13 protein-coding genes are annotated in these 25660 nt (G+C 71.5%); 4 read left to right on the forward strand and 9 right to left on the reverse strand.

Going from position 1 to position 25660, the window contains the following annotated elements:
- Positions 1 to 32 precede the first annotated feature (32 nt).
- The 8 genes from GA0070214_RS05265 to GA0070214_RS05300 all read right to left on the reverse strand — a co-directional run bounded on the left by GA0070214_RS05265 (position 33) and on the right by GA0070214_RS05300 (position 15801).
- Positions 33 to 1895, reverse strand: coding sequence for an AfsR/SARP family transcriptional regulator (locus GA0070214_RS05265; RefSeq protein WP_091259502.1), 1863 nt, complete (start codon positions 1893 to 1895; stop codon positions 33 to 35).
- 447 nt (positions 1896 to 2342) lie between these two features.
- Positions 2343 to 2636, reverse strand: coding sequence for a barstar family protein (locus GA0070214_RS05270; protein WP_091259508.1), 294 nt, complete (start codon positions 2634 to 2636; stop codon positions 2343 to 2345).
- 1 nt (position 2637) lies between these two features.
- Positions 2638 to 11262 carry a golvesin C-terminal-like domain-containing protein gene (locus GA0070214_RS05275; protein WP_139141754.1) on the reverse strand — a complete coding sequence of 2875 codons (8625 nt, stop codon included), beginning with the start codon at positions 11260 to 11262 and terminating at the stop codon, positions 2638 to 2640.
- A 169-nt stretch (positions 11263 to 11431) separates the two neighbouring features.
- A complete protein-coding gene (locus GA0070214_RS05280; RefSeq protein ID WP_091259512.1) occupies positions 11432 to 12214 on the reverse strand; it encodes a S1 family peptidase in 783 nt (260 codons plus the stop codon).
- Between the two features lie 94 nt (positions 12215 to 12308).
- On the reverse strand, positions 12309 to 13241 hold the full coding sequence (locus tag GA0070214_RS05285; protein ID WP_091259514.1) for a rhomboid family intramembrane serine protease: 933 nt from the start codon (positions 13239 to 13241) through the stop codon (positions 12309 to 12311).
- Positions 13242 to 13271: 30 nt separating this feature from the next.
- Complete coding sequence (locus GA0070214_RS05290) at positions 13272 to 13910, reverse strand: L,D-transpeptidase family protein (RefSeq protein WP_091259516.1); 639 nt, start codon at positions 13908 to 13910, stop codon at positions 13272 to 13274.
- A gap of 379 nt (positions 13911 to 14289) precedes the next feature.
- Positions 14290 to 15081 carry a DUF4184 family protein gene (locus GA0070214_RS05295; protein ID WP_091259518.1) on the reverse strand — a complete coding sequence of 264 codons (792 nt, stop codon included), beginning with the start codon at positions 15079 to 15081 and terminating at the stop codon, positions 14290 to 14292.
- A 21-nt stretch (positions 15082 to 15102) separates the two neighbouring features.
- The gene (locus tag GA0070214_RS05300; RefSeq protein WP_091259520.1) at positions 15103 to 15801 is read right to left on the reverse strand and encodes an HAD family hydrolase; all 699 of its coding nucleotides are present in this window, start codon (positions 15799 to 15801) and stop codon (positions 15103 to 15105) included.
- Between the two features lie 197 nt (positions 15802 to 15998).
- Here GA0070214_RS05300 and GA0070214_RS05305 point away from each other — a divergent pair, with 197 nt between their 5' ends.
- Positions 15999 to 17336 carry a hypothetical protein gene (locus GA0070214_RS05305; RefSeq protein WP_244167552.1) on the forward strand — a complete coding sequence of 446 codons (1338 nt, stop codon included), beginning with the start codon at positions 15999 to 16001 and terminating at the stop codon, positions 17334 to 17336.
- Between the two features lie 37 nt (positions 17337 to 17373).
- Here the strand turns inward: GA0070214_RS05305 and GA0070214_RS05310 are convergent, their stop codons facing one another.
- Positions 17374 to 20076, reverse strand: a complete 2703-nt coding sequence (locus GA0070214_RS05310; RefSeq protein WP_091259524.1) for an MGH1-like glycoside hydrolase domain-containing protein — start codon at positions 20074 to 20076, stop codon at positions 17374 to 17376.
- 42 nt (positions 20077 to 20118) lie between these two features.
- On the opposite strand from GA0070214_RS05310, the gene GA0070214_RS05315 reads away from it, so the two are divergent.
- From GA0070214_RS05315 to GA0070214_RS05325, 3 genes are all read left to right on the forward strand, one after another.
- Complete coding sequence (locus tag GA0070214_RS05315; protein WP_091259525.1) at positions 20119 to 22062, forward strand: amylo-alpha-1,6-glucosidase; 1944 nt, start codon at positions 20119 to 20121, stop codon at positions 22060 to 22062.
- A 131-nt stretch (positions 22063 to 22193) separates the two neighbouring features.
- The gene (locus GA0070214_RS05320; protein WP_091259527.1) at positions 22194 to 23519 is read left to right on the forward strand and encodes a glycosyltransferase family 4 protein; all 1326 of its coding nucleotides are present in this window, start codon (positions 22194 to 22196) and stop codon (positions 23517 to 23519) included.
- A 78-nt stretch (positions 23520 to 23597) separates the two neighbouring features.
- The gene (locus GA0070214_RS05325; protein WP_091259529.1) at positions 23598 to 25592 is read left to right on the forward strand and encodes a serine/threonine protein kinase; all 1995 of its coding nucleotides are present in this window, start codon (positions 23598 to 23600) and stop codon (positions 25590 to 25592) included.
- Positions 25593 to 25660 lie beyond the last annotated feature (68 nt).

A 25660-nucleotide genomic window follows, 5' to 3' on the forward strand; every position in this document is an offset into this window, starting at 1 on the left:
CGTCCTTGGGACGGTCGTCCCAGGCGCCAGGCTCAGCGCGCCGTCGTGGGCTGGTCCGCTGCGGTCATTGGATCGGCCCCCGGTTCCACCCGCCACGTCGGCAGCGGGTGCAGCGCCGGCATCGTCGGTAGTTCGGCGGCGTAGTCCCGGACCAGCTGGGGCAGCCGGTACCCGCCGGAGGCGTCCAGGCAGACCAGGTGGGCGTCGAGCAGCCTCTCCAGCGACTGCCACAACCGCTCGGCCGGTACGCCCAGCCGCGCGGCGGTGTCCTCCGGCGGCAGTACCAACTCCGGTTCGCCCGCCAGAAGCGCGAGCACCTGCCCGACCAGCTCGTCGTCGGCACGGACGGCCGCGAAGCCGAGGTCGATGCGCTGCCGCATCGACAGGTCGTCGTCGGCCAGCAGGTCCAGCCTGCGGCGGGGATCGCCCAGTTCCGCCACCAGAGCGGCCAGGGTGGCCGACGGCCGCGCGGCCAGCCGGGACCCGACGATACGCAGGGCCAGCGGCGATCCGCCGCAGAGCCGGAGCAGTTCGCCGGCGGCGACGGGTGCAGCCGCCAGCCGCTCGGCGCACCCGAGCGCAACCAGCAGGGCCCGCCCGTCCTCGACCGGCATGGGATCGAGATCCACCCGGTGTACGCCGTCCAGGCTGCGCAGGTGGCGCTGGGTCACCACGACGAGCGCCGAGCCGGGCCCGGCCGGGACGAGCGCGCGCACCTGGGCGGCGTTGGTGACGCCGTCCGCCACGATCAGGATCCGGCGCTCCGCCAGGAGCGACCGCACCCGGCCCGCCCGCTCGCAGGCCCGTTCGGAAATCGCCGCACCGTCGACGCCGAGCGCCCGGAGCACTCGGGCCAGCACCTCGTCCCCGGTGAAGGACGGCTGGTAGTGCAGATCGACGTAGACCTGACCGTCGGGGAAGTGGGCGGCGACGGCGTGCGCCGCCCGTACCGCGAGCGCGGTCTTACCGCTGCCGGCCGCACCGCTGACCACCACGGCGGCCGAGACCCTACCGGACAGGGCCGCCAGCACCTCAGCGTGCTCCCGGGTACGCCCGACGAAGGCTCCCAGCGCCGCAGGCAGCTCCCGGGGCACGGGCCGGCCGTCACGCTGCTTCACGTCCTCCCGGACGGCCACCCTGGCGGGCGGCGCCTCCTGCGACAGCTCGGGCGAACGGTCGAGGACCGCGCGGTGCAGGCGCTGCAGCTCCTCGCCCGGCTCGATGCCCAGTTGGTCCCGCAGAGCCGCTCGCGCATTCCGGTAGGCGACGAGCGCCGCGGGCACATCGCCTCGGCGGTAGAGCGCCACGATCAGCTGCCCCCAGCTCCGTTCCCGCAACGGGTGGGCGGAGAGCATGCGGCGGAGCTGAGGCAGCACGTCGCCGTGCGCGCCGACCGCGAGCTGGGCGTCGACGAGGTCCTCGAAGACCTGGAGCCGCTGCTCCTCCAGGGTCGCCCATTGGTTGTCCAGCAGGGTGCCGCGAGACAGGCCGTCACCAGCCGTCCCGCGCCAGTGGGCCATCGCCCCGGTCAGCGCATCGATGGCGCCAGCCGGGTCGCGCGCGCTCAACCTGGACCGGCCCTCCTCGGCGAGCCGCTGGAAGTCGGTCACGTCGAGCTCGCCCGACCCAAGTCGCAGCTCGTACGCCTGCGGCCGCGCGAGCAGCCGATCCCCCACCGCCTGACGGAGGGCGGCGGCGTGCGAGCGGAGGTTGGCCACCGCGGACGAGGGCGGGTCGGACCACACCATGCCGGCCAGGCCGGGCAGGGACACCGGCCGGTTGGCCTCCAGAGCCAGACCAGCCAGGACGGTACGGCGCTTCGCCGCCCCAGGTGTGAGCTGCTGGCCGTTCACCCACAGCTCCATCGTGCCCAGTAAACGGATTCGAATCTCCATGCGCTCCTCCCCCGTCGGCCATGAGCGCTGCTCACGCTAGGCGACTGGCCGCGCACGCAACAAGAAGGATTGTTGTATGCGATGAGTGACGAAAGTCAATTGTAAATGCGGCGTGTCTCTGTAACGAAAAAAGGGCCGCGAACGCTGGAGGGCGATCTGGAAACCAGCCGGGCCAAGTACCCGTCGCCGTGAAATCATCTTCGGCGCGAACCCAGAGAGGATCGGCGCAATGTGATCAGTCTACGGCCCGGCAGCGGACGGGCAACCGGCCGACCGGACAGGCCACCGGGATCTCTCTTACCGACGGGCGAGTGGAACCGTGACCGATCAGGAACATCGCGAAGCTCAAGATGGCCTTGGCAGGACGTGGCAGACCAGCGTCGATCCCGCCCCTTGCGAAGGCCACTGCCGCCGAGCCCACATGGCGGGCTCGGCGGCAGCAGGCGTTCAGTCCGTGATCACCAACTCGAAGCGTTCATCGTCATCTCGTCGTCGATCCCGCTCCTCAGCTCTTCGCAGGATCGCCACGATCCTCTCGAAGTCGCCCTTCCCCATCGCTTTCCTGCTGACACCTGCATGGGTCCAGACCAGCCGCACCGGACGCTCGACATCGAAGCTCACGCGGTCCCAAAGAGCGTCCAGATTCTTGCCGTAATAGGGCCCGAAGTCAAGCAGTCGAGCTATCTCGACATGGAACTCGGCTTCCGATCTGACTCGCCGGCCATCCAACTCAATCTGCATGTCACTTCCAGTTGGGGAGCTGATAGAACGACCCGTAATGATCAGCCGTGACAAATGCCAGGCCGTCGTTGGAATATACCAAACGGTTACCGGGTTGCTTTGCCCGGCTCATCGTGTTCTTGAGGCCCACATCTGCCTCATAGTAGACGCGCCCGGGTGCCGACGGCAGCAGCCTGGTCGAATTCTCATAAATGTCGCCGCCAATCTGGGCGCCGGGGACGTAATTGTTCAGGGCCTTCCCCGGCTTGTATCCGGCAGCCTCCGCCGCAGTCTTGGTGACGTAGTTGCCCGGAAGTTTGCCGGTCGTCTTCAGTGACTCGATCAACGGGTTGGCCGCCTCCGCCACCCCGAGCTGCGCTACGTAGCGGGCATGGGCAGCGGCGTTCGTGGCCCCGCTGGCGACTTCCTCCGTCTTGCCGGCCTTACCAGCCCCGCCACCAAGGAACAGGGTTGCCAGGTCGAAAACAGCTCGTCCAGCCGCGTGCGCGTCCCTACCGTTCTTGATGTCCTCCTCGTAGGGCTGCTTGATCCCGTTCCAGAGCTGCCGCGGGTTTTTGATCGCGTCGCCACGCGCTTCCGCTCGTGCCTTCGTCTCGGCGCGCGTCTGCTCGGACACGAACGGGCTGCTGCCGATGAACATGTCGTAACCGAGCTGACCCAGGCCGCTCGCCGCGTCCTTTGCGCCGTCGACGAATCCGCTGCCGAATCCCGTCAGGTTGTCGACGAACTCGTCCCAGGAGTGGCCGTCGATTTCGATGGCGCTGATCGGGTTGCCGCCACCGAAGGCGTACCGGTTACCGGTGAAGGGGTTGAGGCCGAGGTTCATGTCGGCCAGGGCGCCGTTGTAGCTGTCCCGGGAGAGGAACCGGTTCAGGCCGGGGCTGTAGTCACGGAACCCCATGTCGTAGGACTGGGAGCTCTGATCCCACCGCTTGGCGTTGAACCGGTACGCGTTGTACGGCTCCTTCGTCGGATCCTGCGCGTCCGGCTTGTCGATGCCCGTGAACTGGGCGTCGTCGTTCTTGCCGTACGCCGTGTAACCGTAGGTGGCCTTCGTGTCACCGGTGTCGTCGGTCAGCTGCTCGACATCGGTGTGCGGGTCGTACCCGTAGTAGGCGTTCTCCTGGGTCCCGTCGTCCTTGTGCGTGATCTGGGACAGGCGCTGACCCCACGGCGAGTACTGGTACGACTTGGTGAGCTTGCCGGCGACCTCCTCGTCCAGGACCTCGCCCGACAGGCCGAGGTAGTTGAACCTGGTGGTCTTCTCCTTCGCGCCACCGGCATCGGTCGTCTTGGTGGCGGTCCGGTCCAGCGGGTCGTACGTGTACTTCGTCGTGGACGTGCTCGTGCCGTTGTTCTTGCGGTTCTCGATGACGTGGTCGAACCCGTCGTAGACGTTGCGCTCGAGAACCGTGCCCGCTGCGGTCACCGTGTCGAGGCGCCCGAACGGGTCGTAGTTGTACGACGAGGTCGCGCCGCCCGCACTGGCGGTGAGGAGCCGGTTCCGGTCGTAGTTGTACGTCGTCGTGGTGCCTTTGAGGGTCTGCTCGATGACGTTGCTGTTGGCGTCGTGGACGTAGGTTTCCGTGCCGGCGCCGTCCCCGGTCTTGGTCAGGGTGGCCAGGCGGTCCCGCGGGTCGTAGGTGTAGTCGCTGGTGGTGTTGAGGTACGCCGAGTGGTTGTCGGCGTTCATCTTCCTGGCGACGTCGCGGGTGCGGTTGCCGTTCAGGTCGTAGGTGTAGGTGTGCTCCGACACCACCGTCGCGTTCGGCTTCTTCTCCACCTGGGTGTTCAGCAGCCCGTCGAGGTAGTACGTGTAGTTGACGGTGTTGCCGTTGCCCTTGGTCTCCCGAAGCTTCTCGCCGCGGTCGGTATAGGTGAAGGTGGTGGTCTTCCTGCCCGGGTCCGTGGCGGACTTGCCGTTCACCACTTCCGACACGAGGTCGCGCGGGTCGTAGGTGTAGCCGGCGTACTGCTTGTCGTGGGTGGTGGTCAGCGGTGCGCTGTTCTCGTTGTACGTGAAGGAGGTGGTGTTGGTGACCGTCCCGCTCTTGCTCTCGGTGACGGTCTGCACCTGGTTCAGGTCGGTGTAGACGACCGAGTAGTCGTCCACCCGGGCGCCGGGTGAGGCGTCCGTGATCGTCTTCAGGTTGCCGTTCGGGTCGTAGCGGTAGCGGTAGTCGTGCTTCTCGTTGTCGGCCTCGCCCGTGTTGTCGCGCACGAGCTTCACGGCGTCCGCGACAACCGTGCCGGTCGCCTGGTCGGACAGCGACACCTTGTGGCTGTTGCCCTCGGTGAAGCTGTACGAGCCGAGGCTCACCCAGGTCCCGGCGTTGGTGCTCTGGTTGACCGTCTTCGGGGTGTTGCCGCCGCCATGGCTGATCGTGTACTTGGCGTCGGTCGCCGCGCCGGTCACCTGCGGGTAGCGGGCGAAGACCTCGTACGTGCCCGACTGCGGCACGTTCAACCGCCAGGTGAACGTGTTCGTGCCGGTCCCAGCGGGCCGGGTGGCGTAGTCGGTGCCGTACCTGCCGGTCGCCGAGTTCGCTACGGCCCACGTCCCGGTCGCCGACGCGTTGTTGAACTCGGAGTTGTCGACCAGGACGACCTGCTTGCCGACCGGCACGCCGTCGTCGGAGCGGGACTTGAGCTTGCCGTCCGGGAAGTACGACCAGCTCATCGTCCGGTTCGACGACCCGCCGGCCGAGGTGACCGTCCGGGCCGTCTGGGCCCCGAGATCGTCGTAGTCGTACGAGGTGACGATGTCCCACGGGTCGGACGAGGACTTCGTCCAGCCGTTGTCGTAGTAGGTGTACGTGGTGTCGTTGCGGACCGTCTGCCCGGCCGACGGGGGCGCCGACAGGGTCGTCAGCCGGCCCACTGCGTCGTACTGGTAGGTGGTGACATCCGCCGTGGTGTAGCGGCTGTCGTCCTTGTCGTACGCGCTCCGGGTCTCCTTGACCCGGTTGAGCTTGTCGTAGGAGGTGACCGTGGCGAAGTCGTCCGGGTCGTCCGTGGTGGCGACCCCGCGAGGGCTCGTCACCTTGGTCTGATTGCCGACCTCGTCGTACTCGTACCTGGTGACGCGGTAGGTGATGGTGCCGTTGACGTTCTTGTGCGGCACCTTGACCTCGGTCGGGTTGCCCCCCGGATCGAGGGTGACCTCGGTGGTGTTGCCCAACTGGTCCGTGGTCGCGGTGACCAGACCGTCACGGTCGTACGTGCTGCTGGTGGACTTGCCGAGCGCGTCGGTGGACTTGGTGACCCGGTGGGCGAGGTCGTACTCCAGCTTCGTGGTGTAGTCGGCGGTGTCGGCCGTGGCGTTCTTGCGCGGGTCGCCGACGGTGACGACGTTGCCCACGTTGTCGTACTCGTAGGTGATCTTCTGGTTCTTGGCGTTGGTCACCGAGGTGAGCTGGTAGACCTCGTCGTAGCCGTTGGTGGTGACGTAGTCACCGGCTTCCGAGGTCAGGTTGCCCTTGGGCTCGGTGGTGGTGAGCAGATTGCCCACCTTGTCGTAGGTGAACGACGTCTTCCGCTCCGGGTCGCCGGCGACGTCCACCGGGGCCTTGGTCCAGGTGAGCTGGTCGGCTTCATCGTAGGAGGCCGTTGTGACGGCGCCGTTCGGCGCGGTCGACACGGTGACATTGTCGTTCGCGTCATACGTCGGCGCAGGTGTGGTGATCCAGTCATCGCCGCCCTGGTTCCTGGCGACCTTGTTCTCCAGCGGACGGCCGAACGTGTCGTACGTCTGCGTGGTGTCGTGGGTGAGCGCGTCGGTCACCTTGAGGACCTGGCCGCGCACGTCGTAGACGAACTTCGTCTGCTTCTGGTTCGCGTCGGAGATGGTCTGCGGGTAGCCGTTCGGGTCGAAGCGGTCGTAGCTGGTGCCGTTGCCGTTGGCATCGGTAGCCGTCAGCATCTGGCCCCAGGCGTCGTACGTGTACGTCGTCTTGTAGTCGTCCGGGTCGCTCGTGGTGTTGCCGATCGGGTCGACCACCCAGGACAGGTCACCGTCGGCCTCGTAGCCGAAGGTCCACTTGCGGCCCTTCGGGCTGGTCTTGCTGACCAGGTCCGCGACGTATCCGTTCAGTTGGTACTGGTAGGTCAGCGTCGTACCCGGCCAACCGTTCTTGACCGCCTCGGCGTCCTTGATCTCGGTCGGGTAACCGGTCTTGGTGTCGTAGTCCCACGTCGACACCGCGCCGTTGTCCTCGGTCAGCGTGGTGACGTTGTGGTCGTTGTCCCAGCCCAGCTTCGTGACCTGGTTCTTGGCGTTGGTGGTCTCGTACGGGCGGCCGTAGCCGTCCTGCTGGTACCGGGTGGTGTGGTTCTCGGCGTCGGTGACCGTGGTGTTGATTGCGGTACCTTGCGGTCCGTCCGGGTCGACGTAGCCGAACTGGGTCAGTTTGCCGAGCCGGTCGGTGTAGGACTTGGTGGTCCAGTGGAACTTCGGGTCGTCACCGGCCTGCGGATAGTTGTACGCCAGCGTGGTGGCGTAGGAGGACTGGGCAGCGTTCGCGCGCGGGTCCGTGATCTTGACGAGCTTGACGTTCTTGTTGCCCTGGGTCATGTCGTAGGCGAACTTGAAGGTCTTGGGCGCGCCCATGGTGCCGCTGGAGCCGTAGCCGTCAACCAGCTCACCGAGCAGGCCCTTGTCGGTGTACGTGAAGGTCATCTTCCGGCCGGAGACGTCGGTGACCTGCCGGACGTGGTCGATGATCTTCGGGTTGGTCAGGTTCGTCGCGTTCGACACCCGGGTCCAGGTGGTGTCGTTGATGTAGTCGTAGGTCTGGCCCTTGGCGTAGTAGTCGATCGTCAGGGTCTTCCGGCCGGCCGGGTCGGTGATGTAGCGGAGGAACTTGGTCGGCTTGTTGTTCGACTTCCGTTCCTCATAGGTGAACACCATCTCGTTGCCGTTGTTGTCCACCGTGCTGGTGAGGAAGCCCTCGCAGTCGTAGTAGAACTGCGTGCGGTCCGGCTTGGTCAGCCGCCACGCCTTCGGCTCCTGGGTGTTCGGCTTGCAGTCCGAGGTGGTGACCTTCTCCAGATAGAGGTGCACACCCTTCGGGCTCTTCCACGTCGAGGTGGCCGCGTCCCAGGTGAACCAGTGACTGGTGCCGTCACCGTCGGTCAGGGTGACCTTGGTCGGGTTCGGGTTCGGGTGGAGGTCCAGCGGGCTGCCCAGCCGCATCATGGACGACGCCTGCAGCGACCACCCGTAGCCGGCGACCGTGTCGCTGGTGTCAAGGGAGTTGTAGGCCAGCCGGACGAAGGTGGACAGGCCGCGTCCCGGGTTGCTGAACGCGTCGTACGACCAGACGCTGTTGCCGGCGTACAGGTTGTTCATGAGCGTGCCGCCGGCGCCGGTGTTCTTCCCCGCGTAGGAGTAGAACTTCTCCAGGCCGAGCTGGTCGGAGGTGGGTTCGACGACGGCGACGTTCTGGTCCAGCGAGGCGATCGGGCTCACCTCGGACAGCCATTTGCTGCTGGTCTTGTTGTACAGCTCCCACCGGAGCACGTAGTCGGTGCGCTTGTTGCCCTCGGTGGTGGACGCCGGCGCGGTCAGCGCCGCCGACACGGTGACCGCCTCTCCTGGCAGAACGTCCTTGGGCAGTGCGGTGACCGCCTGCGCCGTTTCGTCGGTCCGGGTGCCGTCGGCCCGCGCCCACCGGTACGACAGCTGCCAGTCGCCGGCCCGCCAGGTGCCGGTGGTGGGGTTGGTCACCGTGACGGGGACCGTGTTGGTGCTGCCCGGGGCGAGCCCCTGCGGCAGGTCCGGGGCGTAGTAGGTGCTCGCCGGCGTCGGTTCGATGTAGGTGACCACCAGCTTCGGTCGCAGCTGCGGCTCGGCGGCCTCGCTGGACAGGAAGATGGTCCGTTCGGCCGGGCTGGTCTCGTTGGCCAGCTTCACCAGGAAGCCGTTCTTGGCCTTGGTGCCGTTGACCCAGCTCTGCACGGCGTCCTTGACACGCCACAGCCGCCACGCCGGATCGTCCGTGTTGCCGGTGACGGTGTCCGTGACGGCGGGATCGTAGGCACCGCCCGCGGTCCAGGACGTGGCGGCGTCGGGCTTCGACCAGGAGGCTGTCGCCTCGTCGAAGGGCGTGTTGAGGGTGTGCACCTCGTAGGTGGCGCCGGCCGGGGTCGGAGTCGTCACCGACCACATGTCGAACTCCGCATCCAGCACCTGGGCGTTGGCGGGAATGGTGGACACGTCGGGGAACGACACCGCCGCCCGGCTCTTGCCGTACGTGCCCGAGTTGTTGCCCACCATCAGCCACGGGTTGCCGGCAAGCACGTCGTGCCCGGAGTTCGGCTCGCTGGAGGACAGCGTGGTGTCCCGGGCGTCGCCCTGAATGAGCTGCACCACCCGGCCGGCGCGGGGCAACCGGACGATCTGCGTGGGCGCACCGATCAGCGACCCGTCCGCGGCCTTCACGGCGATCTGGTAGTAGTAGACCTGCCCGAAGGGGTCGGTCGAGTCGACCGGCGTGGGGGTGGCCGTGGTGTCGGTGTACGAGGTGACGTTCTTCGCCACCGGGGCGACGAGGGTGGCCGCCGATGGGGTGAAGTTCTGGTAGATCGACCGGTGCACCTGGTATTCGACGATGTCGTCACCGGTGTAGCCGGACCACTTGAGCTGGGCGCCGGTGGAGTAGATCTTGGTGGGTGGTTCCAGGGTCACCCCGGGCTTGCCGTAGTTGACGACCAGCTTGGGGGTGTTCTCGTTCTCGCCGTTGTAGGCGTACTCGGCGGCCTCGTACCGGGGGCCGCCGCGGCCGAGGTTCGTCTCGTCAGCCGCCTTCAACATGAACCCGTTGTTGGCGGTGCCGTTGACCCAGGACTGCACCAGGTTCGTCACCGGGTAGCTGTGCCAGACACTGGACTCGTTGGCCTTCTTCACCGCCCCGGCCTTGGTCAGCCGTACCGCGTCAGCGATCACCGCCACCTGGGTCGACACCCCGGCGTCGCCGAGCACCACCCGGCCGGTGGTGCCGGCGGTGAACGGGAAGGTGCCCAGGGTGGCCCAGTCCGCCGTGCCAGGGGCCTGCTGGTTGACGTCCTTCGGCGCACTGCCGCCCGCGTACTGGACCGTGTACCGCGCGGCCGTCGACCGGTCGGTACCCGTCACGTAGTGCGCGTCGACGGTGTAGTTGCCGTCCTCGGGCACGGTGGGCACCCAGGTGAACGTCTCCCCCGCCACGTTGTTCTTGTTGGACTTGTAGGTGCCGTTGATGCCGTACTTGGTGTAGGCCGTGTTCCCGGAGGCCGGCCAGTCCCCGTTGATCGCCGTCTTGGCCGTGTCGGTGTCGTCCACGGTGACGCTGGTGGCCGCCCCGATGCCCATGCTCGCGCTGATCGAGTTCCAGGTGACGTTGTTCTCCTGCCACGGTGCGGTCACCTGCCGCGCCTCGATCGGCACGTCATAGGCGTCCGACGTGTGTGTCTGGTCGAAATACATCTGCAACGACGCCGCGTCGATGGTGGTGTTCGACGGGATGCCGGTCAGGTCGAACTTGACCAGGCTGCGGGCCTTGGACGAGGTGGTGGTGCCCACCGACAGCCGCCAGTTGCCGTCGAAGTTCGTCCCCGGCGAGTCGGAGGTGATCATCGCGTCCATCGACTGGGACGGCGTTGGCTGGATCTTGATGGTCGGATCCACCGTGACCGGGAAGACCCGCTTCGGGTCTGCCAGCCAGCCCTTGTCCGCCGTCACGTCGATGGCCCAGCGGCCACCGTCAGCGCGCAGGGCCTGGGTCACCTTCTGGCTGTAGGCGAACCCGTACGGGGAGCCCGCGTCGGCCTTCGAGTCGAACATGAACGGTGCCGGCATCACCAGCAGCACCCGGTTGTCGACCGGGGACCGGAACTCGATCGAGCCGTCGTCGCGCTGGGCCACCCTGAGCGCGCCAGCCTCAAGGGTGAACGTCAGAGCCGATGCCGCGGACGGGGCGCGCAGCACCAGCCGCTCCTTGAGCGCGGTGGCGGTCACGTCGTACGCGAGGTCGACGCCGTCGGCGATGCCGGGGTAGGTGACGGTGTCGCCCTTCAGCACCGGCTTCACCGTGCGCGGCGCGCCGGCCAGGCCGAGGGTGACCTGCTGGCCGTCGAGCTCGAAGCGCGCCAGCTTCGCGGTGGAGGCACCGAACCGGCTGCGGAACGTGTTGGTGGTGTTGGCCGCGGCGAAACCGTCCGCCGTCGAGGGCGAGACGGTGGTGTCGATCGGCTGCCAGTTGCCCTTGGCATCCCGGTAGTGGCGCGGCGCGGCGGAGATCTCCGCCTGAAGCCGGCCGTCGGACATCGCGAAGACGCGGGTGGTGGCGGTCCGCCGACCGGTCAGCTCCTTCACCCGCTTGGCAGGCTTTTTGCGTACGCCGGCGGGGGGCTTCTGCGCCACGTAAAGGCCCGCGCTGACGGCCTCGGCCGGGGCCTTGGCGCGGCCGCCGTTGACCAGCTGCCGCGCGCCCCGGCCGAGCCGGTCCAGGAAGCTCTCCTCGTTGCCGGCCGAGGCGGTCGACGACCGCTCCGGCGCGGATCGGCGGAGCACCTCCATTCCGCCGAGCGTGGCCACCAGGGCCAGCACCAGGGCCACCACCAGTGGCCCTCGCAATCTCTGTCTCACCCGTCGTCCTCCCCGTCCTTTTGCAACATGTGGGTAGGAAACTAGGGACGAGCCATACACGCGCAGCTATGTTTCCGATACGTCACGCTGGGTCGGAGCGCTCGCTGGGGCGTACGAACGCAAACGACGCCGGTGGCGAGGCCGCCACCGGCGTCGTTCGAGCGGAGGGTCAGGCCGCGGTCTGGTGGATCCAGTCGGCGAGCCGGTCGGCCCGCTCGGTGGTCTCCTCCTGGGAGTGCGGGCACGCCGGCCCGTCGGACTCCACCGAGACCAGCGCCTCGGTGCCGTCGGCGTTCTGCACGAAGTAGGGTGCGCCGGAGTCCCACAGGCAGGCACTCGTGTTCGCCGCCGGCGCATAACCCACGACCAGCACCGTGGAGCCGGCGACCCGGTTGATCTTGAACTGGCCGGTCTGCAGGTGGGTGGCCGGGGTGGCGTCGACGGAACTGGTGGCGCCCCAGCCGGTCATCCGCAGGATCGTGCCGGTCCTGGGTGCGGTGGTGCTCACCGGAAGCGGCGCGATGTCGGTGACCGGGGTGGCCAGCTTGACCAGCGCCACGTCCTGCCGGGACGCCTGCCGGACCTCCACCACGTCGACGACGTGCCCGGTGGCGGCGGACAGGTCGGCGCGGCCCAGGGTGGCGGTCGTCGCGTACGGCGCCGCACCGCTGACCCGGGCACCCGAGGTGTTGTGGAAGCAGTGGCCGGCGGTGATCACCCATTGTGGGGCGACGAGTGCCCCGGAGCAGGCGCTGTCGTACGTGGTGCCGTCGGCGCGCGGGATGTCGGTCATGGTGAGCTTGGTGGCGAACCGGTACTGCCCCTCGGCGACATCGGTCCCGTTGGCGACGGCGCGAGCGGCGCCGGGGACGGTCAGCACGGCGGACAGGCCGAGAAGCGCGGTGGCGCCGCCGGCCCGGAGGACGCGCGCAAGGACGGACGATCCATTCATACGGGGAACGGTAGGAAGGGCCGATACGGTGCCGGCTATCGTCGGGCTACTTCGGTGTCTGATCAGCCGCCACTGCGGGACGGACCCGACCCTGTCAGCCGGTGCGGGCGAGCGACTTCAGCACGACCAGCGCGACGAGCAGCACGGCGACGGCCACGGTGACCCCCACCTGCACGGCCGTCCGACGCCGGGCCGGGGCGTACGCGAAGCCGAGGCCGACCAGGCCGCCGACCAGCAGGCCGCCCAGGTGCCCCTCCCAGGAGGTCCAGCCGGCGGAGAGCACCATCCAGATCACGAACGGGATGAGCACCCGTTGCGGGTCGATCGGGTGGTGGTGCAGGCGGCGGGTGAGCACCACGTAGCAGCCGGCCAGGCCGTAGACCGCGCCGGATGCGCCGACCGCCGCCTGGTGCGGGGAGACCAGGAAGCCGAGGACCCCGCCGCCCAACGCGGAGAGCAGGTAGACGGCGAGGTAACGCGAGTGCCCCAGCCGCTCCTCGAGCACCCGGCCGAGCTCCCACAGCCACCACAGGTTGAACGCGATGTGCAGGACCCCGAGGGCGCCCTGGGTGGGCAGCAGGTGCAGGAAGGACGAGGTGAGCAGGCGGTACCACTCGCCGTGCGCGATCCCGACCGCCTCGTAGCCGGGGCGGGCGAGGCCGTCGTCGACGTAGCGCTGGCCGGCGTCGTCGACCAGCCCGGTGCCCAGGCTGTCGAACTGGTCCAGGACGGCCGGGTGGACCAGCTCGACGAGGTACGCCAGCAGGATGAGCGCGACCAGCGCGTACGTCACGAGCGGGCGGGCGACCAGCCGGCCGCCGAAGACGGTGCGGGCCTGGCGGACGGTCCGGTTGTCCGACCGGACGCACTCGGGGCAGCGGTGGCCGACCGGCGCCTCGCGCATGCAGTCGGGACAGATGTGGCGGTCGCAGCGGGTGCAGCGCAGCAGCGTCTCCCGCTTGGGGTGGCGGTAGCAGGTGCCGGCGGCGTTCCCGGCGGGCGGCTGGTCGGTGCTGATCGTGTCCATGGGCAGGCGGTCCTGGCGGCTCGTGGGGGGTCAGTAGCGGTCGAGGCACTCGGCGGGGCTGAGCACGACGTGCGGCGCCGCCTCGGGGTCCAGCCAGGTGAGCACCGCGACCAGGTGCTCGTGGGACAGGCTCACGCAGCCGGCCGTCGGGTTGCCCTCGGCGCGGCTGAACTGGTGCAGGAAGATGCCGCTGCCGGCGTGCGGCACCGGGGCCGGGACGGTCGGCGGCATGTTGTAGGTGATCACCGCGAAGTGGGTGTACGCCGGGTCCTCCCGCCACAGCGCCTCGCTCTGGCCGCCCAACTGCTCGGCGGAGCGCTGGAAGCTGTTGTAGTGCGGCGAGTCGGGCTCGGCGTTCCACCAGTCGTCGACGGCCACCCGGTGGTAGGGGTGGCGGACACCCGGGTCGGCGGCGATGCCGTAGATGGTGGGGCCGATCGCGTAGACGCCCGTCGGGGTGGTCGGCACGCCCTCGACGTGCCGGTCGCTGAACCCGTCGGCGCCGATCCGGGCGGGCAGCGGAGGCAGGGCCGGCCGCCAGCCGTCGCCGGCACGGTCGTACGTCTCCAGGGTGGCGTGGGTGGTCCGCCAGCCCTCGCCGGTCACGATGACGACCTGCCGCGCGTGCGGTGGCAGGGAGGTCAGCCGGGTGGCCCTCGTCGGCTTCACGCGGAGGATCCTCGCACGTCGCCGATGGCCCGCACCGCCCCGCCTGGCTGATCTTCGAGAGGTGGCCGGACGGGTCAGGACCGGGTCCGCAACTCCCCGGTCCTGACCCCAGCCGTCCGGCGTGGTAGCGGTCTTCGCCGTTGCGAGCACGGCGGGCGTGGCACGCCGCCAACGCCGGGCTCAATACGGCGAGCCGGCCCGCCTGCACTCAGCTCCACGGTGCCCAACTACCGGACTTCGGCGCGCCCCCGACTCACCCCGAAGAGTCGTGGGCGCGGGCTCAGGTTAGGCAGGTTCCCGCAGGTCGGACAAGGTTCGACGGGCCCGGGAGAATGTGATTGATACCAACGTTGAAATACGGCATGTCGGCGTAACAGGGTCAGCCCGGCGAACGCTGTTTGTGTTCGAGGCGACGGCTGCGCCCGGCGTCCGGCGGGGGTCCGGCCAGGGCCCCGGCGGCGGCCGCCCCGGCGATCAACGCGACTGCCGCGAGGTGCAGCAGGCGCACCCCGGCCGGGGCCGGGACGGTGGCCGCCGGCAGTCCCGGCAGCAGCGCCGCACCGAGTCCGGTGACCGCCAGGGCCACCCCCCAGAACACGCCCGGCCGGGCCGCGGGCGCCGGCGGACGGACACCGTCAAAGATCTCACGCCGGCGCGCGCCGCGCACCGCCAGGGCGGCGACCAGCAACCCGCCGCCGACGGTGCCCGTCACGTCCGCCGCCTGCCACCAGTAGAGCCCGGTGAGGGCGTGGAAGTCGGCGATGCCGAGCAGGCGCGGCCACCGGTCGCTGTGGGTGATCCGGTCCCAGGCGACGTGGCTGAAGGCGCCGATCAGCGCGGAGCAGACGGTGACCTGCCAGGGGTGCCGCACGCCGGCCAGCGCGGCGTGATCGGGCCAGCCGAACAGCCGCTGGCCGGGCAGGTGCACGGCGATGCCCGCGATCACCCGGCGGACGATCCAGGCATAGCCGAGGGCGACCGGCAGGCACCACCAGAGCAGCCCGCCGGGGCTGTGCGTCCGCAGCCCGAGGGCGAGCCCGGTGCCGGTGAACAGGTAGCCCACGTCCGGCGCGACCGCGCCGGTGGCCAGCGCCACGCCGTCGAACCAGTGCGGTCGCCAGAGCTTCAGCGGCAGCACCGGCGCCAGGTGCGACGGAAAGGTCAACGGCACGCCTGGGACGTTACCGCCGGATCAGAAGTGCCGGACCAGGTCGGGGAAGGCGGCCAGCCGGATCACTCCCCGGTCGGACGGGTCCAGCTCGTCGTGCTCCAGCACCCAGGTGTTCTCGTTCGGGATGAAGACCGCGTTCAGCCCGGCGGCCCGGGCCGGCAGGATGTCCGAGCGCGGGGAGTTGCCGACCATCCAGGCGGTGGCCGGGTCGAAGGCGTGCTCCCGGGCCAGCCAGCGGTAGGTGTCGACGTCCTTCTCCGGCACGATGTGCGCGGCGCGGAAGTGGTGCAGCAGCCCGCAGGCGTCGAGCTTGCGCTGCTGCTCCTCGCGCTCCCCCTTGGTGAGCAGCAGCAGCTCGTGCCGGGTGGCCAGGTCGTCCAGGGTCTCCGCCACGCCGGGCATCAGCTCGACCTGGTGGCCGACCAGCGCCGCGGCCAGGTCGTCGATCTCGGCGCGCTCCCGCTCGGTCGCCGGGCGGGCGCGCAGCTTCTCCAGGCACTCCCCCAGGCTGCGCAGGAACACCTTGCTGCCGTAGCCGTGCGCGACCGCATTGGCCCGCTCGATGTCGTCGAGCACCGCCCGGATCTCCGTCCGGTCCAGTGTCGGATGGTCCAGCCAGGTGAGGAAGTCGTCGATGACCCGCTCGAAGACGACGTTGTTCTCCCAGAGCGTGTCGTCGGCGTCGAAGACCAGCACCGCGGCCTCCCTGCGCTGTGGCATCGCGTGCTCCTCCCGTGTGCCGGACCGGGCCACGGTACTGCCTGCGGGTCGCCCCGGCAGCCGGGTTTCCGGCACCGGATCGGCCGACAAGATCATCCCGTACCGGACGGTTGGACCGTCCGAACTGGCCGAACGCCGTGTGACCAGCGGCGGGAACCCGACTGCGCCGACCCCGGTCGGAGCGGCATGCTTCGGCGATGACGACCTCACGCGATCACCCCCGCGCGACGCCGGCCCGGCGCCGGCGTCGCCGGAGGGCGGCCACCGCCGTCGTGGCCGCGCTCGCCGCCGCAGGCGGCGCGCTCCCCCCGTCCCCGGCCCTGGCGGTCAACGCCACACACTCCACCGTGGTGGGTACCAATCCGGTGGACTGGACGCCGCACGCGCTCGACGGGACCGTGTACCGGATCCTCCAGATCGGCAACCGGGTGTATATGGCCGGCTCGTTCACCAAGGTCCGCAACGCCGCGCAGACCGCCCAGCTGGCGATGCCGCGGCTGGTGGCCTTCGACGCCACCACCGGCCGGATCGACACCACGTTCCGGCCCGTGGTCAACGGCACGGTGAAGGCGCTCGCCGCCGCGCCGGACGGCCGCTCGCTCTACCTCGGTGGCGCGTTCACGACGGTCAACGGCGTGGCCGCACCGCGGGTGGCCCGGATCGACGCGGCCACCGGCGCCCGGGTTGCCGGGTTCGCCCCCGCCGCGCTCAACAACCAGGTCAACGACATGCGCCTGGTCGGCGACCGGCTGATCCTCGGGGGCGCGTTCCAGACCGTCGGCGGGGTGACACGGCGTGCCCTGGCCGCCTTGAACGCGACCACCGGCGCCGCCGACGCGTCGGTCAACCTGCGCGTCGAGGGACCCCGGAAGACCAGCTCCGGGGCCACCGCACCGGTCAAGATCGAGGCGCTGGACGTCTCCGCGGACGGCCGGCGGATCGTCTTCGTCGGCAACTTCAGCTCGGTCGCCGGCGTGGCGCGCCACCAGCTCGCGGTGGCGAACCTGACCGCGACCGGCGCCACCCTCTCGGGCTGGTCGACCGACCGCTACCAGCCGCAGTGCGCCAAGACCATGCCGACCTACCTGCGGGGGGTCGACATCTCCGCGGACGGCACCTGGTTCGTGGCGGTCACCACCGGCGCCGCGTTCCCGGGCACGCTCTGCGACACGGCGTCCCGCTTCGAGTTCGGCGCCGAGACCGGCGGCAAGCAGCCCACCTGGGCGAACTACACCGGCGGCGACACGCTGCTCTCGGTGGCGATCACCGGCGCGGCGGTCTACGTCGGCGGTCACCAGCGCTGGCTGGACAACCCGCTCGGGCGCGACTCGGCCGGCCCGGGCGCGGTGTCCCGGCCCGGCATCGGGGCGATCAACCCGACCACCGGCAAGGCGCTGGCCTGGAACCCGACCAAGGACCGGGGCGTCGGCACCCAGGAGCTGTACGCCACCGACCGGGGGCTCTGGGTCGGCAGCGACACCGTCACGGTGGCCGGCGAGTACCACGCCCGGGTGGCGTTCCTCCCGCTGCCCTGAACGGGTGGGGCGCGGCGGTCACCGTCGCGCCCCACCCTCAGCGGCGCAGCGTGAGGATCAGGTCGGCGACCAGGGCCGTCCACCCGGTCTGGTGCCACGCGCCGAGGCCGGCGCCGTTGTCGCCGTGGAAGTACTCCGGGAAGCAGATGAGGTCCCGCCAGTCGGGGTGGGTCTGGAAGAGCTGGGCCGCGCCGTAGATCGGCCGCCGGCCCCAGCCGTCCCGGGTGAACAGCGAGATCAGCCGGGCCGACAGGTCGTCGGCGATCTCGTCGAGGGTGCGCTTCACCCCGGACCGGGTCGGGTATTCCACCTGGAGGTCGTCGCCGAAGAAGGCGGCGTAGTCCCGCAGCGCGCTGATCAGCAGGAAGTTGGTCGGCATCCAGATCGGGCCGCGCCAGTTGGAGTTGCCGCCGAACAGTCCGCTGGTCGACTCGGCCGGCTCGTAGCCGACGCTGAACTCCTGGCCGCCCAACGTGACCGTGAACGGCTTGTCCAGGTGGGCGCGGGAGAGTGTGCGCAGCCCGTAGTCGGACAGGAACTCGTCGGTGTCGAGCATCCGGGCCAGCAGGCGCACCACCTGGTCCGGGCCGACCATCGAGAGCAGCCGCTGCTGCCGGCCGTCCGGGCCGAGCCGGCGGGCGCCGATCACCTCGGCGTACTCGGGGCGGTGGGTGAGGAACCAGCGCAGCCGGGCGCCCAGCTCGGGCAGCCGGTGCACGGTACGCGCGGTGAGCCGGGTGACCGCCGCGAGCGGCAGCAGCCCGACCACCGAGCGGACCTTCAGCGGAACCTTCGTGCCGTCGGCCTGCCGCAGCACGTCGTAGAAGAACGCGTCCTCGTCGTCCCAGAGCCCCTGGTCGTACGCGGCCGCGGCGATGTACGCGAAGTGCTCGAAGAACTTCGTCGCCGTGTCCACGTACGCCCGGTCGTGCTCGGCCAGCACGACGGCCATGTCGAGCAGGTTGAGCGCGTACATGGCCATCCAGCCGGTGCCGTCGGACTGCTCCAGCACCCCGGCCACCGGCAGCGCCGCGGAACGGTCGAACGGGCCGACGTTGTCCAGCCCGAGGAAGCCGCCCTCGAAGACGTTGTTGCCTCCGGTGTCCTTCCGGTTGACCCACCAGGTGAAGTTGAGCAGCAGCTTGTGCATCACCCGGGCGAGGAACTCGTGGTCCCGGGAGCCGTCGATCTCGAACACCTTCAGCGCCGCCCAGGCGTGCACCGGCGGGTTCACGTCGCCGAACGCCCACTCGTACGCCGGGATCTGCCCGTTCGGGTGCAGGTACCACTCGCGGAGCAGGAGCAGCAGCTGCTGCTTGGCGAACGCGGGGTCGACCCGGGCGATGGTGACGCAGTGGAACGCCAGGTCCCAGGCGGCGTACCAGGGATATTCCCAGGGGTCCGGCATGGAGATCACGTCGAAGCTGTTCATGTGCCACCAGGCGCTGTTGCGGCCGTGCCGGCGGCCCGCCGGCGGCGGCGTGGAGCCCGGGTCGCCCTCCAGCCAGCGCTGCACGTCGAAGTGGTAGAACTGCTTGCCCCACATCAGTCCCGCGATGGCCTGCCGGGCCACCAGCGCCTCGTCGGCGCTCGCGGCGGCCGGGATGACGCTGTCGAAGAACCGGTTCGCCTCGGCGCGCCGCGCCCAGAGCACCGTGTCGAACCCGTCTCCCAGGTCTGCCGGGGGCGGCGGGGTGCTCACCGGCGGCGGCGCGGTGCGGGTCAGCCGCAGGCGGATCTGCCGCTGCCCGCCGGCCGGGACGTCCAGCACGTAGTGCAGCGCGCCCTTGGTCCCCTCCCGGTCCGGGTTCACGGTGGCCGCGCCGGCCACCACGTGGTCGTTGATCCCGTCCTTCGGGTACGCCGACCGCCCGGGCAGCCCCCACAGCCGCTCGGCGTTGGTGTCGTTGTCACAGAGCAGCGGCGTGGGCGCGCCGTCGCCCTCCAGCAGGAGCTGGCCGAGCACCCAGTGCTCGCCGACCAGCCGGGACCCCGCGCCGGTCAGCTTCGGCACCCGGTCGCCGCCGGGCAGCCCCCACGCCCAGGTGTTGCGGAACCAGAGGGTGGGCAGCACGTGCAGGGTCTCGTCGGTGTCGCCCCGGTTGGCCACCGTGATCAGCACGCACAGGTCGGTCGGGGACGCCTTCGCGTAGTCGACGGTGACGGCCCAGTACCGGTCGTCGTCGAAGATCCCCGTGTCGACCAGCTCGTATTCCGTGTCGTCCCGGCCGCGCAGCGCGTTCACGGCGACCAGCTCGTCGTAGGGGAAGGCGGCCTGCGGGTAGTGGTAGCGCCAGCGCATCCAGGAGTGGGTCGGCGTGGAGTCCTCGTACCACCAGTAGTCCTTCACGTCCTCCCCGTGGTTGCCGCCGTCGCCGCCGAGGCCGAACATCCGCTCCTTGAGGATCGGGTCCCGCCCGTTCCACAGGGCGAGGGCGAAGCAGAACGTCTGCCGGTCGTCGCAGACGCCCGCCATGCCGTCCTCGTTCCACCGGTAGGCTCGGGACCGCGCGTGATCGTGGGGGAAGTAGTCCCAGGCCGTGCCGTGTTCGCTGTAGTCCTCCCGTACCGTCCCCCACGCCCGCTCGGACAGATAGGGACCCCATGCGCGCCAGTCCTGCTCCCCGGCGTCGGCCTGGGCGAGCCGGTGCCGCTCGGGGTCGGGGGTCGCGGAAATCGGGCGGTCGGTGATCACCTGCACATCTTCGACGCCCCCGGGGTACTTCACCACAGGGGCCATTGTCGTCGTGGCGGGTGACACCCCGCCGGTGGTGGAGGAAAGTTGATCGACATTCGCTTCGGGCCGCAGGTCTGCGGGGAGCTGTCCGCCTCGTCGACCCGCGAGTGGCTGGTCACCGACGGGCGCGGCGGCTACGCCATGGGTACGGTCGCCGGGCTGCGCACCCGGCGCTACCACGGGCTGCTTGTGGTGGCCGGGGAGACGGCGGCCGCCCGGAAGGTGGGCCTGGTCAGCCTCGACCCGGCGGTGACCCTGCCGTCCGGGCGGCAGGTCCGGCTCGGCGCGCACGAGTGGTCCTCGGGTGTGGTGGACCCGCGCGGCTACGAGCTGCTGGAGCGCTTCGACCTCACCGACGGGGTGCCGCGCTGGCGCTGGCGGGTCGGCGACGTGGTGATCGAGCGGGAGATCGCCATGGCGTACGGCCGGTCCTGCGTGGCGGTCGTGCACCGGCTGATCTCCGGCGGCCCGGTCCGGCTGGACCTGGCCGCGGCCTGCACCTGGCGGGACGCGCACGGCGAGCGGCGGGCGGACGGCCCGACCCCGCGCCTGGAGGAGGTGGCCGGCGGGGCGGTGGTCGAGGGCGCGTTCCGGCTGGCGGGGCCGGGCTGGACGCCCGAGGGGCAGTGGTGGCTCGGGGTGCGCCACCGGGAGGAGGCGGCGCGCGGGCTGCACCCCGACGAGGACCTCTGGTACGCGGGCCGGTTCTCCGCCGCCCTCGACGAGCCGGGCGCCGAGGTGTCCGTGCTGGCCTGGGCCGACGACCTGGGCGAGGAGCCACCGCCGGCCACCGCGCTGGTCGAGGCGGCCCGGCGGCGCCACCGGGCGGTGGTGGCCGCGGCGAAGCCGGACGACGACGTCGACGCGACCCTCGCCCTGGCCGCCGACTCCTTCGTGGTGCACACCGCCACCGGCCCGGACGTCGTGGCCGGCTACCCCTGGTTCGGGGCGTGGTCGCGGGACACCATGACCTCCTACGAGGGGCTGTTCCTCCGCACCGGCCGGGGCGACGAGGGCCGGGAGCTGCTGCGGGCGTACGCGGCCACGCTCTCGGAGGGGATGCTGGCCAACACCGCCGACACCGGGCGGGTGGAGCACAACACCGTCGACGCGACGCTGTGGTTCCTGCACGCGGTGAACCGCCACGTGACCGTCACCGGGGACACCGACCTCGGCGCGGAGCTGCTGCCCGCGCTGGAGGGCGTGGTGGCCGCGCACGTGGCGGGCACGCGCTACGGCATCGGCGTCGACCCGGCCGACGGGCTGCTCACCCAGGGCGGGCCGCCGGACGTCGCGCTCACCTGGATGGACGCCCGCGTCTACGGGGTGCCGGTCACCCCGCGCACCGGCAAGCCGGTCGAGGTCAACGCGCTGTGGGTGAACGGGCTGGCCGGGCTCGCCGAGCTGACCGAGCTGGCCGGCCGGGACGCCACCGAGCTCTGGGGCCGGCACCAGCGGGCCGCCGCCGCGTTCCGGGAGCGCTTCCCCACCCCGGCCGGCTGGCTGCACGACGTGGTCGACGCGCCGGCGCCCGCGTACCCGCTCGGCGGGGCGCCGCACCACGACGACGACCTGCTCCGGCCCAACCAGCTGCTCGCCTGGTCGCTGCCGTACGCGCCCCTCGAACCGGACGAGGCCACCCTGCGCCTGGTCGCCGAGGGCCTGTTCACCCCGCTGGGGCCGCGCAGCCTCGCCCCGGACTCCCCCGGCTTCGTCGGCCGGCACCGCGGCGGCCCGGCCGAGCGGGACTCCGGCTACCACCAGGGCACCGTCTGGCCCTGGCTGATCGGGCCGTTCGTCGACGCGTACCGCCGGGCCGGCCTGCCCACCGACGACCTGCTGGTGGGTCTCGAAGGGCACCTGACCGAGTACGGCCTCGGCTCGGTGAGCGAGACGGCCGACGGGCTCGCCCCGCACGCCGCCACCGGCTGCCCGTTCCAGGCGTGGTCGGTCGCCGAACTGCTGCGCGTCCGGCGGCTGCGGGGTTAACGCGTTACAGACCGGCAACCGGCGCGTCGCCGCTGGTTATCGACCGGTGGGCAGGATGGGCTGCGACCCCACGACGGGCCCCACGCGGGTGCCGTCGGGCGGTGCGGGAACCACAACTCCAAGGGGGCCGCATGCCAGCTGACGCCGAAGTGATCGACATCCAGCCCGCCCGGCGCCAGCGGGTGCTGATCCTCTCGTGGGAGTACCCACCCGTGCTCGTCGGTGGCCTCGGCCGCCACGTGCACGCGCTCTCCGTCGCCCTGGCCGCCGCCGGCCACGAGGTCACCGTCGTCACCCGGCACGCCGAGGGCGCGCCCCTGGAGGAGTACGCCGACGGCGTGCGCATCGTCCGCGCCGCCGAGGACCCGGTCCGGTTCCCACTGGCCACCGACTCGCTGCTGGCCTGGACCATGGCCTTCAACCACACCCTCACCCGGGCCGCCCTGCGCGCCGCCGAGGCCGGCGCGTACGACGTCATCCACGCCCACGACTGGCTGGTCGCGCACACCGCGGTCACCCTGGCCGAGCACCTGGACCTCCCCCTGGTCACCACCATCCACGCCACCGAGGCGGGCCGGCACCAGGGCTGGCTCCCGGAGGAGATGAACCGCACCATCCACGGCGTCGAGCACTGGCTGAGCAACGCCTCGGCCCTGGTGATCGCCTGCTCCGGCTACATGCGCGACCAGGTGGCGCGGCTGTTCGACGTGCCGGCCGGGCGGATCGACGTGGTCCCCAACGGGGTGGACGACCGGGCCTGGCACGCCCGCCCCCGCGCGGTCTCCGCCGCCCGGGCCCGGTTCGCCGGCGACGGCCCGCTGGTCGGCTACGCCGGCCGGCTGGTGTACGAGAAGGGCGTGCAGCACCTGGTGCACGCCGTGCCGTACCTGCGGGACCGGCACCCCGGCCTGCGGGTGGTGATCGCCGGCGACGGCCCGTACCGCGACGAACTGGTCGACCAGGCGCACCGGCTGCGCCTCGCCGACACCGTCCGGTTCACCGGCTTCCTGGACGCCACCCAGCTCCCGGCCGTCCTGGGCGCCACGGACGCCACGGTGGTCCCCAGCCTCTACGAGCCGTTCGGCATGATCGCCCTGGAGGCGGCCGCGGCCGGCGCGCCCCTCGCGGTGGCGGACACCGGTGGCCTCGCCGAGATCGTCGAGCCCGGGGTCACCGGGGTGACCTTCCCGCACGGCGACCCGGACGCGCTGGCCGGCGCGGTCGACCGGCTCCTCGGCGACGAGGTCTTCGCCCGCCGGCTGGCCCGCCGGGCCCGCGCCGTGGTCGCCGAGCGCTACGCCTGGTCCGCCATCGCCGCCCGCACCGCCGGCAGCTACGCCACGGCCCGTCGCGAGCACTGCGCGTTCCAGGCCCGCCGGGCGACCGCGCTGCTGGCCGGTGGCCGGTCCGCCATCGCCATTCCGGACGGAAATCTGCTGGCCGGTGCCGCGAGCTGAGGCGCGCCGCCCTGACGGGCGATAGGTGTTGTCCGATCCGTTGGCTATTGTGGACATCCACCAGCGGTGAGGAGTGCGGTGCAGCAGGTAGTGATCGCCGGCCGGTACCGCCTGCTCGACCTGGTCGGCCGCGGCGGGATGGGTCGGGTCTGGCGGGCCCGGGACGAGATGCTCCACCGCGAGGTGGCGGTCAAGCAGGTGGTGCCGCCGGGCTGGCTCGCCCCGCACGAACGCGACGAGGTGCGCGGCCGCACCCTCCGCGAGGCCCGTGCGACCGCCCGGCTCACCCACCCCAACGTGGTCCGGGTCTACGACGTGGTCCGGGTCGACGGCGACCCGTGGCTGGTGATGGAGTACGTCCCGTCCCGCTCGTTGCAGGAGATCATCGAGACCGACGGGCCGGTCGACCCGCGCCGGGCCGCCACGATCGGGCTGGCGGTGCTGGCCGCGCTGCGCGCCGCGCACGAGGCGGGCGTGCTGCACCGGGACGTGAAGCCCGCCAACGTGCTGCTGGCCCGGGACGGCCGGGTGCTGCTCACCGACTTCGGGCTGGCCGCCTTCGACGGCGGCGACGGGATGACCACCCGTCCCGGCCTGGTCCTCGGCTCCCCGCAGTACGTGGCACCGGAGCGGGCCGCCGAGGGCGTGTCCAGCGTCGAGGCCGACCTCTGGTCGCTGGGCGCCACCCTGCACGCGGCCGTGGAGGGCCGCTCCCCGTACGCGCGCAGCACCGCCATGGCGACGCTGGCCGCGCTGGCCAGCCAGCCACCCGACCCGGCGCCGCACGCCGGCCCGCTGGCACCGGTGCTGGTCGGGCTGCTGCGCCGCGACCCGCGGCACCGGCTCGGCCACGACGACGCGGCCCGGCTGCTCGCCGCCGCCACCGCCCCGACCGTCGACGTGCCGGGCTGGCCGGCGGCCGGCGCCGTACCGCCCGCCACCGCGCCGGGTCGGGACGGCGACCACGCGGCGGGCAGCGGGTCGGGCTGGGACAGCGGCGGCGCGACGGCCGTCCCGCCGCCGGAGCGCGCCTATCCCGACGTCATGCCGCCGGCCGCCGCCGCCCGCGAGTGGAGCCGCGCCGCGCGCCGGAGCGAGTGGGCGCCGCCGGACGACGAGGTCACCCGGCCGCTGGCCGCGAGCCACGCCGGGCCCGGCGTCGGCCCCGGGCGGCCCGCGGAGGACGCGCCCGACCAGCCCGCGCCGACCAGCGGGGCGACCGGCACCTCCCCCACCTCCGGCGGCTCGGCCGGCACCGCCACGAACAGCAGCGGGGCGGCCGGTGCCGCTGTGAGCGGGGACCGCGCACCGGCCCCGTCCGCGGCCGGCGGCGGTGCGTGGCCGAGCCGGCGGCGCCGGGCGGCCCTGCGCCGCTGGGCGCTCGCGGCGGGCGCCGCCGTGCTGGCCGTGGCGGCGGGGATCGGCACCGCGCTGGCGGTCACCGACGACCACGACGGCCGGCCGGCCGGCGACCCGCACGGCGCCGCGCAGGGCGAGCCCTGGGGACACCCGCCCGGCCCGCCCGGCGGCCCGCCGCCCGGTGTCCCGCCGCCCCCGTTCCCGTGCGTCCGGCCCGACGCGACGGGCAACCCGGTACGGGCCGGCTCGCCGCCCGCCGACGCGGGCCTCACCCTCCCGGCCGGCTGGATCTGGTACGCCGACTCCGCCGGCTTCCGGGTCGCCGTGCCGGCGGGCTGGCTGGAGCTGCGGTCCGGCAGCACCACCTGCTTCCAGGACCCCGCCACCCGCCGGATGCTCGGCGTCGAGCCCTACCCGGGCGGTGATCCGCTGGGCCAGTTGCGGGCGGCCGAGCGGGAGCTGACCACCGACGGCCGGCTGCCCGGCTACCAGAAGGTGCGGCTGACGGCCGCCGGCGGCGGCGCGGAGTGGGAGTGCCGCTGGACCGCCCCGTACGGGGAGCGGATGCACGCGCTGCGGGTGCTGCCCGGCGACGCCGGCGGGTGGACGCTCGGGTGGACCACCTCCGACGCCGACTGGTCCGCCGCGGCCGGGCAGCTCGCGCTGATCCGGGACAGCTTCCGGCCGGCCCGGTCCACCCACGCGGCCGGCTGACAACCCCGGCGTCCCATCACCGACAGATGCTCCGGCCCCGCCGGCCCGGAACGACATACTTCCTGGTG

The sequence above is a fragment of the Micromonospora chaiyaphumensis genome (assembly GCF_900091435.1).
Lineage (GTDB): Bacteria > Actinomycetota > Actinomycetes > Mycobacteriales > Micromonosporaceae > Micromonospora > Micromonospora chaiyaphumensis.

Coding starts and splice junctions, on each gene's coding strand:
- GA0070214_RS05265 (WP_091259502.1), bottom strand. CDS start 1,895: ATGGAGATTCGAATCCGTTTACTGGGCACGATGGAGCTGTGGGTGAAC.
- GA0070214_RS05270 (WP_091259508.1), bottom strand. CDS start 2,636: ATGCAGATTGAGTTGGATGGCCGGCGAGTCAGATCGGAAGCCGAGTTC.
- GA0070214_RS05280 (WP_091259512.1), bottom strand. CDS start 12,214: ATGAATGGATCGTCCGTCCTTGCGCGCGTCCTCCGGGCCGGCGGCGCC.
- GA0070214_RS05285 (WP_091259514.1), bottom strand. CDS start 13,241: ATGGACACGATCAGCACCGACCAGCCGCCCGCCGGGAACGCCGCCGGC.
- GA0070214_RS05300 (WP_091259520.1), bottom strand. CDS start 15,801: ATGCCACAGCGCAGGGAGGCCGCGGTGCTGGTCTTCGACGCCGACGAC.
- GA0070214_RS05305 (WP_244167552.1), top strand. CDS start 15,999: ATGACGACCTCACGCGATCACCCCCGCGCGACGCCGGCCCGGCGCCGG.
- GA0070214_RS05310 (WP_091259524.1), bottom strand. CDS start 20,076: ATGGCCCCTGTGGTGAAGTACCCCGGGGGCGTCGAAGATGTGCAGGTG.
- GA0070214_RS05320 (WP_091259527.1), top strand. CDS start 22,194: ATGCCAGCTGACGCCGAAGTGATCGACATCCAGCCCGCCCGGCGCCAG.